This is a genomic window from Amycolatopsis sp. A1MSW2902 (assembly GCF_017312175.1).
Lineage (GTDB): Bacteria > Actinomycetota > Actinomycetes > Mycobacteriales > Pseudonocardiaceae > Amycolatopsis > Amycolatopsis nivea.
This window is the reverse complement of record NZ_QJPO01000001.1, coordinates 3,048,318-3,060,847: the sequence shown is the minus strand read 5'-3', so window position 1 is coordinate 3,060,847 and position 12,530 is coordinate 3,048,318. Positions and strand designations below refer to the sequence as shown.

General features: G+C 69.7%; 14 protein-coding genes. 9 read left to right on the top strand and 5 right to left on the bottom strand.

Going from position 1 to position 12,530, the window contains the following annotated elements:
• The first annotated feature begins 89 nt into the window (after positions 1-89).
• Complete coding sequence (locus DMP23_RS13940) at positions 90-2,057, top strand: glycoside hydrolase family 31 protein (protein ID WP_337821263.1); 1,968 nt, start codon at positions 90-92, stop codon at positions 2,055-2,057.
• On the top strand, positions 2,054-2,197 hold the full coding sequence (locus DMP23_RS13935; protein WP_337821262.1) for a hypothetical protein: 144 nt from the start codon (positions 2,054-2,056) through the stop codon (positions 2,195-2,197). The genes DMP23_RS13940 and DMP23_RS13935 overlap by 4 nt, the downstream gene beginning before the upstream one ends.
• Before the next feature lie 324 nt (positions 2,198-2,521).
• Here DMP23_RS13935 and DMP23_RS13930 read toward each other — a convergent pair whose 3' ends face one another.
• A complete protein-coding gene (locus tag DMP23_RS13930) occupies positions 2,522-3,412 on the bottom strand; it encodes an aminoglycoside phosphotransferase family protein (protein WP_337821261.1) in 891 nt (296 codons plus the stop codon).
• Positions 3,413-3,575: 163 nt separating this feature from the next.
• Here DMP23_RS13930 and DMP23_RS13925 point away from each other — a divergent pair, with 163 nt between their 5' ends.
• Entirely contained in the window at positions 3,576-3,842 is a 267-nt protein-coding gene (locus DMP23_RS13925) for a hypothetical protein (protein WP_337821260.1), read from the top strand.
• Positions 3,843-4,107: 265 nt separating this feature from the next.
• The gene (locus tag DMP23_RS13920) at positions 4,108-4,539 is read left to right on the top strand and encodes an Hsp20/alpha crystallin family protein (protein ID WP_337821259.1); all 432 of its coding nucleotides are present in this window, start codon (positions 4,108-4,110) and stop codon (positions 4,537-4,539) included.
• A gap of 198 nt (positions 4,540-4,737) precedes the next feature.
• On the opposite strand, the gene DMP23_RS13915 is transcribed toward DMP23_RS13920, so the two are convergent.
• Entirely contained in the window at positions 4,738-5,235 is a 498-nt protein-coding gene (locus DMP23_RS13915; RefSeq protein ID WP_337821258.1) for a hypothetical protein, read from the bottom strand.
• Between the two features lies 1 nt (position 5,236).
• On the opposite strand from DMP23_RS13915, the gene DMP23_RS13910 reads away from it, so the two are divergent.
• Positions 5,237-5,431 carry a hypothetical protein gene (locus DMP23_RS13910; protein ID WP_238605740.1) on the top strand — a complete coding sequence of 65 codons (195 nt, stop codon included), beginning with the start codon at positions 5,237-5,239 and terminating at the stop codon, positions 5,429-5,431.
• Positions 5,432-5,549: 118 nt separating this feature from the next.
• Positions 5,550-6,791, top strand: coding sequence for a flavin-dependent oxidoreductase (locus DMP23_RS13905; protein WP_337821257.1), 1,242 nt, complete (start codon positions 5,550-5,552; stop codon positions 6,789-6,791).
• A 2-nt stretch (positions 6,792-6,793) separates the two neighbouring features.
• Here DMP23_RS13905 and DMP23_RS13900 read toward each other — a convergent pair whose 3' ends face one another.
• A complete protein-coding gene (locus DMP23_RS13900) occupies positions 6,794-7,270 on the bottom strand; it encodes a cupin domain-containing protein (RefSeq protein ID WP_037811256.1) in 477 nt (158 codons plus the stop codon).
• A gap of 510 nt (positions 7,271-7,780) precedes the next feature.
• Here DMP23_RS13900 and DMP23_RS13895 point away from each other — a divergent pair.
• Positions 7,781-8,941: an IS30 family transposase gene (locus DMP23_RS13895; RefSeq protein ID WP_443111332.1), complete on the top strand. Its 1,161-nt coding sequence runs from the start codon at positions 7,781-7,783 to the stop codon at positions 8,939-8,941.
• Between the two features lie 86 nt (positions 8,942-9,027).
• Here DMP23_RS13895 and DMP23_RS13890 read toward each other — a convergent pair whose 3' ends face one another.
• On the bottom strand, positions 9,028-9,591 hold the full coding sequence (locus DMP23_RS13890) for a helix-turn-helix domain-containing protein (RefSeq protein ID WP_037815642.1): 564 nt from the start codon (positions 9,589-9,591) through the stop codon (positions 9,028-9,030).
• A gap of 70 nt (positions 9,592-9,661) precedes the next feature.
• On the opposite strand from DMP23_RS13890, the gene DMP23_RS13885 reads away from it, so the two are divergent.
• Positions 9,662-10,357, top strand: a complete 696-nt coding sequence (locus tag DMP23_RS13885; RefSeq protein WP_037815640.1) for an AzlC family ABC transporter permease — start codon at positions 9,662-9,664, stop codon at positions 10,355-10,357.
• Positions 10,357-10,677: an AzlD domain-containing protein gene (locus tag DMP23_RS13880; RefSeq protein WP_037815638.1), complete on the top strand. Its 321-nt coding sequence runs from the start codon at positions 10,357-10,359 to the stop codon at positions 10,675-10,677. Before DMP23_RS13885 ends, DMP23_RS13880 begins: the two co-directional genes overlap by 1 nt.
• Positions 10,678-10,813: 136 nt before the next feature.
• Here DMP23_RS13880 and DMP23_RS13875 read toward each other — a convergent pair whose 3' ends face one another.
• Positions 10,814-12,406, bottom strand: coding sequence for a M4 family metallopeptidase (locus DMP23_RS13875; protein WP_051729111.1), 1,593 nt, complete (start codon positions 12,404-12,406; stop codon positions 10,814-10,816).
• Between the last annotated feature and the right edge of the window lie 124 nt (positions 12,407-12,530).

Here is a 12,530-nt window from a genome sequence, read left to right as displayed (position 1 = left end):
CGGGCCTTGACAAAGCCGCTGCGCGATGTGCTTACTACTGCAAGTTCGAGCGTCACCTTGAGCATATTCACGCAGAATAGGAGGCTCCAGTGCCTCGACGACTCGCGTACGCGGCGGCCGGGCTCATCCTCACCGGCTCCGTCGCGACTCCTGCCGCGGCGCAACCGCTCACCTCGATCTCCGTGCCGCGCGGTCCCGACTCCCCCGGCTACCAGCTGCGCATCGACACCGCCCGCCTCGGCCTGAGTCTTACGCGCGGCGGCGAACAATTGCTGCGCACCGCGTCCGACGCGTTCACCTTCGACGGCGGCGTGGCGACGCGCGTGCGGTCGATCTCGCGAGACGGCGCGACCGTCGTCGCCACCGCCGACAGCACGGCGGGCCGCCCGGTGACCCTGCGGATCACCCCGCACCAGGACCGCTTTGATCTGAAGTGGACAGTCGACGGACTCGCCGCCGGACAGCGCGCGACCCACTTCGACCTCACGACGTCCGGCTATTGGTACGGCGGCGGCGAAACCAGCGAAGGGAAAGCCCAGCCGTATCCGCTTTCCGCCGGAACGGTGGACGAGCCGGAGTTCTCCCCCGCCAGCTACATGATGCAGGAACCCTACTTCTTCACGTCGAAATCGGTCGGGCTCTTCGTTCGCACCGCGCAGCCGATGAAGGTCGCGATGACAGGCGGGCGCGCCGACCTGACCGTGACGAACTCCGCGGAGTACTCGAGCACGGTGTTCGTGGAGTCGAACCGCCGAGCGGTGTACGACGACTACGTCGGCGAGGTCGGCAAGCCGGCCAAGAGCGACGCGACCGACGCCGAGTACGCGAGTCCACTGTGGAATTCCTGGGCGCAGTACTACCGCGACATCGACCAGGACAAAGTGCTTTCGTGGGCACGCGATCTGAAAGCGGCGGGCGTCGCCGGGCACACCGTGCAGCTCGACGACAAATGGGAATCCAACTACGGCAACCTGACCTTCGACCCGAAGACGTTCCCGGACCCGAAGAAACTGGCCGACGGGATCCACGCGATGGGCCAGAAGTTCGGCCTGTGGACCACGTTCTGGATCAACCTCGACTCGGCGAACTACGCCTACGCCCGCGACCACGGCTATCTGGTGCGCGCCAAGGGAAATCCGGCCCAGCCGTGCACGGTGACCTGGTGGAACGGCACCGCAGGCATCATCGACCTCGGCAATCCGCAGGCCCGCGAGTGGTACACCGGCAACCTGCGCAAGCTGATGGCCGACTACGGCGTCGACGGCTTCAAGTTCGACACCCGCTTCTTCGACGACCGCTGCGCCGCCACCGGGAACCTGACCCCGCAGGACTACCAGAAGCTCGGCGCGGACATGACCGACGCGTTCGACCAGCAGGGCGCGGGCATCCGCACGCACTGGGGCAACCAGCGCTACGGCTTCGTGATCCGGGCGGTCGACGCGGACACCACGTGGGACGGCCTGCGCACCTCGCTGCGCCGGGCGTCGGCGATCTCGGCCAACGGCTACCCGTTCGTCGAGACGGACATGATCGGCGGCTCGAACAGCATGCCGCCGCCGTCGCGCGAGGTGCTCGTGCGCTGGGCGCAGGCCGCGTCGCTGATGCCGCTGATGTACGCGTCGACGTCCCCGGTGACGACGGTCGACACCACCACCGGCAAGCCGGTCGCCTACCCGGCCGACACCGCGAAACTGTACGCCGCCGCGGTCCGCACCCACGCGAAACTGGCGGGCTACCTGAAAACCCAGGTACAGCAGGCGGTCGCGGACGGCACGCCGATCATGCGGCCGGTGTACTTCGACTTCCCCGCCGACCACCGCTTCGACACCGTCGACGACGAGTGGATGCTCGGCCCCGCCCTGCTGGCGGCCCCGATGATCACCGCGGGCGCCTCCCGCGACATCGCGCTGCCTTCGGGACTGTGGTTCGACCCACACACCAAGCGAGTCGAAAACGGCGGCCGGACCCTGCACGATTACGCGGCGCCGCTGGACACGACGCCGATGTTCGTCCGGATCGGCGCTCCCGGCTGGACGGAGCTCGCGGCGAAGCTGTGAGTCGCCGACTGGGCGTCCTCGCGGCGTCCGGGCGCATGGCCGTGACCCAGCAGCTCGCCCGCATTTCCGCCGCGCACCTTGCCGCCCGTCGGCAGTCGGCGGAAACGCTGGGCGAACTGCTGGGTCACGGCGGGAACTGACCGGAGTCGACGACTAGACCCTCGCGCTGCTGCGACGCGGGTTCGACGGCTACGAAGAAGTCAATCCGGCCTACCGAGATGTGCTCTACTCGATCGACGGACATCCGGTGACCGCGCTGGAGCCACGGCACGTCGCAGCGTTGCACGGCATCACCCGGAGTCGGTCCGCGCCGTCGTGCCGTCGTCCCTGGAGCAGATCGAGGCCGAGCTGGGCTCGCTCGCGCGGACGGTAACCGGCGACCTAGCGGGGCAGCATTCGGCGCGATTTCTATGCGGAAGCTGCCCGCCGTGAGCTGGCCGTCGCGCTGTGGTGGGACTGACCCGTCAAAGCCCCCGCAAGACCCGCTCCAGCGCCGCCCGGCCCGCAGGACCCCAGTGCGGTTTCCCGCCGGGCAGGCCCTGGTCCCCGTTCTGTCCCATGAGGATCAGGAAGAGGCCCTTCATCGCGGCCAGCCCGCGGGCACGCCGGATCGCCGCCTCGTCCGCCCGCGCGTAGCTCTCGAAGAACCGCGCGGCCGTGCCCGCGGGCAGCAGCACCCAGGCAGCAACGAGATCCCACGCCGGATCACCGGCGAACAGGTCGCCGAAATCCACGATGCCCGAGAGGGTTCCTTCTGAGACAACAACATTCGCCGGATGCAGGTCGCCGTGCACCCACACCGGCGGACCCTCCCACGCGCGGGCCGCGACGGCGTCGTCCCAGACTGCCCGGACGTCGTCCGCGAGGCTGTCGAGGGCAACTGCCTCGAGGAATTCCTCGAAGCCGCCCGTGCAATCCCGGGGATGGGCACCGCGATCCGCGGCGATCGGCGCGTCGACAGGGGCCTCCACGTGGAGCGCCCGGAGGAAATCCGCCAGCGTGTCGGCCGCGTGGACGCCGCGGCTGATCGTGCCGCGGTCGAGCGGTTCGCCGGGGACCCACGTCATCACGGTCCAGTGCTTGGGGAAACGCTCGGACGGTTCGCCGAACCGCACGGGCGCCGGCACCGGGAGCGGCAGACGCGGGGCCAGCACCGGCAGCCACCGGCGTTCCTTGAGCTGAAGCTGCGGGGTGGGGTCCATCCGCTGCATGCGGACGGCGAGTTCGTCCCCGAGCCGCCACATCTGGTTGCCCCAGCCGCCCGCCACCTCGCGGATCGGCAGACCGGCCAGATCCGGGTGCTGGTCCCGGAGCAGGTCGCGGACCAGATCTGCGGTGACGTCGGCGGTGGGCATGGGAAGGGACAGTACCGAGACGGCGGCCGACGCAGTCTGCCCGGCCGTGGACAAAATTGTCTGCACTCGCCGCTTGACACAATCTCCAGTGCGCGCTATAGAAATGGATATACGCGATAGCTGACCTGGGTGCCGAAACAACGTAGCCGGGGAGTGATCGACGATGCCGGACACCATCAGCCGCCAGGGCGCGACTGCCCGCGAATTCGTCGAGCTGATCTGCGCCGATCCGGTCTGGTTGCGCGCCGAGTTCGAGGCGATCGTGACCGCCGCGGTGCTCCCGCCGTTGCACCCCAACGACTTTCCCCCGCGCAGCACCGGAAACTCGGCCGAGGAGCGGGTTCCGGCGAGCTTGTGGCGGGCTTGGCCGCCAGAGCACCGGGAGCGTTCTCCTCCGGCAAGCAGCAGGCACCACACCCGACAGCCGTGACATCTCTGGGGAGGTGATACCGGAGACGGGGAAGGTCTGCCACGACGCCCGGCCGAAGAGGCTCGCACAGCCCCGGCATCGCGTCTCGTGACGTGGTCCCGCGACCGCCCCGCCGCCGCACAGCACTGCACGGTTGCTTTTCACCCGAACTGGTTCCGGCCCCGCCGCTTGCGTCCGGCGGGGCCGGATCTCCGCGACAGCCCCGACAAGCGAACGCCCGCCCCGGCGGCGGGCACGTGGGAAGGAGAAAGGGAGGCGCATGGTCATGTTGATGCGAACTGACCCGTTCCGGGAGCTCGATCGGCTGACCCAGCAGTTCTTCGGCGGCAACGGCACCGCCACCCGTCCGGCGGTGATGCTGATGGACGCCTACCGGTCCGGCAACGACTACGTGGTGCAGTTCGACCTGCCCGGCGTCGCGCCGGAGTCGATCGACCTGGACGTCGAGCGCAACGTGCTGACCGTCAAGGCCGAACGCAGGCCAGACTACGGCGAGGACGCGGAGGTCCAGGTCTCCGAGCGGCCGCGCGGGGTGTTCTCCCGCCAGCTGTTCCTCGGCGACACCCTCGACACCGACAGCATCAAAGCCGACTACGACGCGGGCGTGCTCACCCTGCGGGTGCCGATCGCCGAACAGGCCAAGCCGCGCAAGATCGCCATCGGCGGCGGCGGCGGAGCCAAGCAGATCCGCGCCTGACCGATATCGGCCCCGCCCCGAGGCGGGCGGGGCCACGAACTCTCCGCGGTTTCCCGCCCCACTGCTCATGCTCGGACGAGGACTGTCCAATCGCGACACCGCCGCCGGGCTGGGCTGAGCGCCAGCCGGGCCGGGGCCCTTCGGCTGAATCGCTTCGATCGGTGATTGCCGGGAACTCGTTGAGGAAAGCGGCAGTACTCAACGGAGGTCGTACTGGATGTCGATCCCCGAACCCGGCCCGCCGTTGCTGTTGATCGTCAGCCATCCGTGGTCGTACACGTCCGCGAGCTTGTACTCGAACCCGAAGTCGTACTTCTTGTCTCGGCCGAACGTCCCCGGCATCTCCCCCAACTGCATCGCCCCGTGCGGCGATTTGCTCTCGCCGCTGTCCGGATCCGTGACGTAGACGACCGGGCCCAGCGCCAGGCTCAGGTCGCTGTTCAGTTCGGAGTCGGTGCTGGTCTCCACGTGCACCATCACCGCCATGACCTGTTCGGAGCCGTACTTCGACCGCTGCTTCGCGATCTTGGTGACGGTGAACGACGGATCCGTCGGCGCGACAGCCGAAGAACGCGAGAAGTGCACGACCTCGCCGACCTTCTTCACCGGATTGCCCCGCGGGCCGGTCGACCCGGCGGACTGTGCCGCCTCGGGCGTGGACAGCGCGGCGGACGACGCCTCCGTAGTAACGGTCACAGTGACCGTTGGCGGTGCGCTCGCCACCGCGGCATCGCCATTCCCGGAGCAGCCGGCGGAAAGCGCCGCTGCGGTCGCCACCGCGCAGAGCAGCAACGACGAACTTGGTCTCATCAAGGAACTCCCGGTCGATCAGCATGACGACGCGACCGCACCGAAGGCTTTCTTCTCGATCGCAGCACACAAGTCGCAATGACCCGATCGACCGTTACGAAAGCTGTCCGCACCAGACCGAATCCCTCCCGCCTCCGGTCGGCGGTAGCGCGCCACCCCGCTCTCCGCCACCCTGGGCAGTCGAGGACGGGAGGCCGCACGTGAAGGTCGTCATCGCCGGCGCGGGCATCGGCGGGCTGACCGCTGCCCTGCGGCTGCACCGCGAAGGCATCGACTGCGCGGTGTACGAACAGAGCACCCGCGTCGCCGAGCTCGGGGTCGGGATCAATGCCTTGCCGCACGCGGTCAAGGAGCTCGCCGCGCTCGGGTTGCTCGGCCAGCTGGACGAGATCGGGATCCGCACCCGCGAGCTGTTCTACACCCATCGGCTCGGGCAGGTGATCCTGCGCAAGCCGTGCGGGCTCGACGCCGGGTTCACGCTCCCCCAGTACTGCCTGCACCGCGGCAGGCTGCGGAACATGCTGCTGCAAGCGGTCCAGACCCGGCTGGGTCCGGAGGCGGTGCGGACCGGGCATCGGCTGACCGGGTTCGAGCAGGACGCGCAGGGCGTGCGGGTGCGTTTCGCGGAGCGGGGAAGCGGCGAAGAGGTGACCGTGGCCGGGGACGTCCTGGTGGCGGCCGACGGGATCCACTCGGCCGCGCGGTCACTCCTGTTCCCCGAGGAAGGGCCGCCGCGCTGGAACGGGGTCTTGATGTGGCGCGGCGCCACCGACTGGCCCGCGTTCGGCGGCGGCGCTTCGATGATCGTCTCCGGCGGCACCGCGGCCAAGCTGGTGATCTATCCGATCGGGCCGGGCCGGAGCGCGGGCACCCGGCTCACCAACTGGGCGGTTTGCGTTCAGACCGGGCGGCCCGGCGACTCTCCCCCGGACCGGCAGGACTGGGCCAAACCCGGCGACCGCGCGGAGCTGGCCCGGCACGTCGAGCGGTTCCGGTGCCCGGAGGTCGACCACGCCGCGCTGGCCGAGGCCACCGAGGAGATCTTCGAGTTCCCGATGTGCGACCGGGACCCGCTGCCCGCCTGGTCGCACGGACGCGTGACGCTGCTCGGCGACGCCGCCCATCCGATGTACCCGATGGGCTCCAACGGCGCCGGCCAGGCGATTCTCGACGCGTCCAGTCTCGCCGCGCAGCTGACGCGGCACGCCGATCCCGCCGAGGCGCTGCGCGCGTACGAAGCCGACCGGCTGGCCGCCACCGGCGAGATCGTGCTGCGCAACCGCCGGGGCGGCCCGGAAAACGTCATCGACGAGGTCGAGCGGCGCGCGCCGGACGGCTTCGACCGTCTCGAAGACGTCATCGACGCGGCGACGCTCGACGCGATCGTCAGTGGCTACGCACAGGTTTCCGGGGCGTCCCAGCAGCAGGTGAACCGCACCTGAGGTCAGGCGCCCTCCACCGAACCGGGCGGCAGGAAGTCGACGTCGTGCAGCGCCGACACCCGGACCACCTCGGCCGGGTCGGTCAGGTTGTGCAGCTTGTCGAACAGCGTCGCCAGCTTCCCGGCCGGGCTCACCCAGAACAGTCCCCGGGTCATGCCCTCGCTGCGGTTGTAATAAGCGTGCGGGAGCCCCTTCGGCATCCGCACGGTGTCGCCGGGGCCGGCGGTCTCCCACTGGCCGTCGAGGTAGAGCGTGAAGACGCCCTCCAGGATGTAGATGTGCTCGTCCTGCGTCGGATGAACGTGCGGCGGCACCCCGGTGCCGGGCGGATCGAGGGTCTCGAACGCGAAGCTCGATTCGCTGGCCGCCTTCATCGAGTAGGTGTGGCCGAGCACGTTCCACACCTTGTTCCGCATGCCCTCGCGGGCGGGCGTGATCCCCTTGGGCAGGGGACCTAGCACGATTTCCTCGCCGGTCATCACACCTCCTGGCCGATGGTTTCGTCCGACAGGGACTCTGCGCTATCCGGACGCCGGTGTACAGGTGCCATTCACGAGAACGCGAGAACGCCGTCCGCGAGAACCGGCGTCCCGTCCGTCCTGCGCACCTCGAAGGCGACGGCATAGGGAAGCGTCCGGCCCGCGTGGACCAACAGCGTCGTCCCGGGGAAAACCGGGTTCGTGAAGCGGCATTCGACCCCAGTGGGCTCGCCCAGGTAAACGCGGATCCGCGCGCATTCGCTGTAGACGACCGCGTTGGTCGCGCGGCCTCGAAGGACTCGATACGGACGAGTCCAGCAGCATCGGACGGCTCGCGCTTTGGCAATGGGGCCGCGATCTCGTCGCCTTCGCGCGGGTGCCCGCCGCGGTACGTGAGGGGAACCCTGACGGAACCAGCTTGGGTTCTAGTGGTGGTTGCAACGCCTGAGTTGGGCAGGGGTTGCAGTGGTCGTGGTCGGGCGTGGTCGGGCTCCGCGGGGCCGGGTGAGGCTGGCGGCGGAACGCCGCCGCTATTTTGATCTTGTGGCGGAGGGCGTGGGCACGGTCGAGGCGTGCCGCAGGGTCGGGGTCGACCGCAGGACCGGGCACTATTGGCGGCACGGGCGACCGAGCCGGGCGGGCGCGACCGCGCGCCCGGCCGCGCGGCCCGGGCCGGACTCGGGCCGGTTCCTGAGCGCGGGCGAGCGGATCGCGATCGCGGACGGGCTGGCGGCGGGCCGCTCGCGGCGGGCGATCGCGGCCGAGCTGGGCCGCAGCCCGTCCACGATCAGCCGGGAGATCGCCCGCAACGCCCGCCCCTGCGGCGACTACCGGCCCCACGCCGCCCACGACCTCGCCCGGGCACGGCGCCCGCGACCGAAAACAGGCAAGATCGCGGCCTGCCCCGAACTGCGGGACCGGGTGCAGGCGATGCTGACCGACAAATTCAGCCCGGAGCAGATCGCCGCCCGGCTGCGCCGCGACCACCCCGACCGGCCGGAGCTGCACGTGACCCACGAAACGATCTACCAGGCCCTCTACGTCCAAGGCCGCGGCGAACTGCGCCGCGAGCTGGCCCGCGCCCTGCGCACCGGCCGCACCATGCGCAAACCCCGCGCCAGCAGCGAACAACGCCGGCCCCGCTTCGCCGAACCCATGGTCATGATCAGCGACCGGCCCGCCGAAGCCGCCGACCGCGCCGTCCCCGGCCATTGGGAAGGCGACCTGATCATCGGCAAGGACAACGCTTCCGCCATCGCCACCCTCGTCGACCGCTCCACCCGCTACACCCTGCTCGTCGCGCTGCCCGACGGCCGCGGCGCCGACGCCGTCCGCGACGCCCTCGCCGACACCGCCGCGACCCTGCCCGCACACCTGCGACGATCCCTGACCTGGGACCAGGGCAGCGAAATGGGCCGCCACCACGAATTCACCGTCGCCACCGGCATCCCCGTCTACTTCTGCGACCCCCACAGCCCCTGGCAACGCGGCAGCAACGAAAACACCAACGGCCTGCTGCGCCAGTACTTCCCCAAAAGCACCGACCTCTCAGTCCACACCCCCGAACACCTCGCCGCCGTCGCCGCACAACTCAACCGCCGACCCCGCAAAACACTCAACTGGGACACCCCAGCCGAACGCCTCGCTACACTCCTCGCCGAAACCAGTTGAACCACCCGCGTTGCAACAACCCCTCGAATCCACCCAGATTCCCTCAGGGTTCCCCTCACGGCTTTGAACCTGAGCTGCGCGGGCGCTCAATTGTACTCGGAGATCTCCACCCCGAACGTCCCCGGTTCCAGTGCCTCGAAGATGTGCGGCACGTCCCCCGGATAGCAGATGTAGTCCCCCGGCAGCAGCTCAACCGGGTCGTCCATGATGCCGATCCGCGCGCGGCCGGCGCACAGGACGGTGTGCTCGACCACGCCGCTCATGTGCGGATCCGACCGCCGCGGGACGCCGGGCTCGGCGCTGACCAGGTAGATGTCCCGGCGAGCCGCGGACGGGCACGCGGACAGCAGCGTGCACGCGTAGTCGGCGTGTTCGGCGAACACCGTCGGGCCCTTGCCCGCGCGGATCACCTTCACCTCCTGCCGCTCCGGTTCGACCAGCCGGGAGAACGGCACGTCCAGCGCGACGCCGAGCGCCCACAGCGTCTCCACGCTCGGGTTGCCCGCCCCCGATTCCAGCTGGGACAACGTGGATTTCGCCAGGCCGGCCCGGCGCGCGACCTCGGTCAGCGAGAGGCCGGCGCGGGCCCGCTCGCGGCGCAGGGACGCCGCGATGATCTCCAGCGGCGCACCCGTGCTCTCGTTCGGCATGTGTGTTCGCTCCATCAGTCTTCTCGTTCGCCTTGACGAACAGGCCCCGACGTGTTCAGCATAGGACACTATGCGTTCGATTTGGCGAACACTCGACCGCGGCCTCGCCCGCGACATCGGTCTCGTGTGCCTGGCCGACACCCTCGTAGGCGTGTCCTACGGCGCCATCGCGGTGGGCTCCGGCTTCCCGCTGTGGGCGCCGATGCTGCTCTCCCTGCTGGTTTTCGCCGGCGCGTCGCAGTTCATGTTCGTCGGCATCGTCGCCTCGGGCGGCAATCCGCTCGCCGCGGTGGCCGCCGGACTGCTGGTGAACGCGCGGCACGTGCCGTTCGGCTTCGCGGTCGGCGACGCGCTCGGGCGCGGGCTGCTCGGACGACTGGCCGGAAGCCACCTGATGATCGACGAATCGGTGGCATTCGCGCTGGCCCAGCGCGACGCGGCCCGGCGGCGGGCAGCCTACTGGGCGTGCGGCGCCGGGCTCTTCGTGTGCTGGAACCTCGGGGTCGTCGTGGGCGCGTTCGCCGGGTCCGCGATCAGCGACACCGACGCGTTCGGCCTGGACGCCGCCTTCCCGGCGGTGCTGCTGGCGCTGGTGCTGCCGTCGCTGAAGGACCGGGCGTCGCGGCTGCCGGTGCTGATCGGCGTGGTGGTCGCGCTCGCGGCCACTCCCCTGCTCCCGGCGGGCCTGCCGGTGCTGCTGGCGCTGGTCGGAGTGGTCGCGGGCGCCGCCGCGAAGGAGCCGAAGTCCCTGGAAGGAGCGCACTGATGGACGGCGCGGAACTGATAATCGCGACGCTCGTGCTGGCGGCCGGGACGTTCGCGTTCCGGCTCGCCGGGCCGCTGCTGCGCACGAAAGTGCGATTGTCCCCGAGGGCCGAACGGCTGATGACGCTGTCGGCGGTGGTGCTGCTTGCCGCGCTGGTCGCGACCAGCGCACTGACCGAGGGGCCCGAATTCGCCGGGATCGCCCGGCCCGCCGGGGTGCTGGTGGGCGGGGTGCTCGCGTGGCGGAAGGCCCCGTTCGTGGTGGTCGTGATCGCGGCGGCGGCGACGGCTGCGTTGCTCCGGCTCGCCGGGGTGCCGTAACCGTTCCCGGAACAATTGCGCAGCGAATTCCCGGTGGGATTTTCCGCACTCGATCTTCCGGCGGGAAAATACCGATCAGGAGCGGGAGAGGAATGCTCGCCTCCCGCTCCTGATCGGCGGGGAAATCAGTTTCGGTTCATCGAGCGGAAACGGCTCGCGAACCGGTCGTGCCGACCGCGCCGCACGTCGGTTCGTCCGGCTGGGCCGACACGCTCACCGCGTCCCACGCCGCCTTCACCGAGTTGAATTCGGTGCAGCCGTTGGGGAACAGGTTCTTCGCCGCGGTCAGCGTCCAGGTGCGGTAGCTCTGGTAGGAGCTGCCGCTGGTCTTGAGCAGCATCGCGTTGTAGAAGATCTGCACCGCGGTCTTCACGCCGAGCCCGGTGACCGTGGAGTTGTTGCAGGTCGGGCTGGTCGGCTGGCCGTTGGTCGGGTTCGACCCCTCGGCGAGGAGATAGAACCAGTGGTTGCCGGGGCCGGCCGCGGCGTGCACCTCGGTGCCGGGAATCGAGCTGTCGTAGCAGTTCGCGTGGCCGAGCTGGGACGGGTCGTACATGTTGCGGATCGGCCCGCTGCCGACGAGGTTCACCTGGTTGCCGACGAGGAAGTCCGGGACCGCGTACGGCGCGGGCTCGTTCGCGAACCACTCCGACGAGGCGCCGAAGACGTCCGCGACGAATTCCTGGGTGCCGCTGCCGGACATGCTGCCCGGGGTGTGGTCGTCGATGCCGTGGCCGAACTCGTGCCCGATCACGTCGAGCGAGCCGATCCACTGGCCCGCGGTGTTGTTCCCGACCTGGACCTGGGTGCCGTCGTAGTAGGCGTTCTGCTCGTTGAGGCCGACGCGGATCGGCCAGGCGCCGCCGTTGCCGTCGAAGCTGTTGCGGCCCAGCCATTGCGACAGCATCTTGTTCTCTTGCTGGATGCCGTACAGCGCGTCGGCGCAGCCGGTTTCCCGGTCGGTCTCGTCGCCGTTGCCCCAGCTGTCCGTCGACTTGGTGAAGGTCTGCTGGGTGTCCGCGTCCTGGCAGCTGAGGTTCGCGATGTTCGGGTCGGTCATCGAGTATCCGCCCGCGCCGTCCGAGGACGTGTCGAGGTGCAGCGGCTCCGGGCCGTTCCACACGCCCTGCGCGTCGCCGTACGCCACGTGTTCCTGCGTGTGCAGAACCTTTCCGGTCATCGCGTCGACGACGACGTCCAGCTTGCTCGGCCCTTCCGCGTTCCGCCCGGTCACCCGGGTCGTCCAGGCGAGTTTCGGGCTGCCCAAGGCATAAGTGGCGAGCGTCGCGGGCTGCACGCTGTCCACTGTGGGCACTTGAGTGCGGGCGATCGCTTCGGCCTGCTTGGCGGTCAGCTTCGGCGACGTGCTGGGCAGGTCGATCGCGGCGGTCTGCGCGACCGAGGTGGCGAGCACCTGCCCGGCCGAGTTCGTGGCCACGACGAAGTCGCCGCCGATCACCGGGAGACCCTTGTACGAGCGGTCGTACGGCACGTATTTCAGGCCGTTGACCGACGAGATCACCTTGTGCTGCTGGAAAACGTCGTCCTTGCCGGCGTGCAGCGCGGCGGGCCGGGAGGCGACCAGCGCCTGCGCGGCGGTGGCCGCCATGGCTTCGGCGGCCTGCGGACTCTGCGGTTCGAGCGGTTGCGCGTGTGCTGCGGTGGCCGTGGTGACGGCCCCGGCCAGCACCCCGGCTGCGAGCAGCACGAGCGGTCGGCGCGATTTCATCGGCGGTGTTCTCCTCCGGACAGGCCGGATCAGGCCCGGGGGTGGGGGCCGGATTCGGAAGTGGAATGGGATCGAACCCCGCCAAGAGTCGGGTTTTTTCCCACTCCGGACAACCGACGAAGGT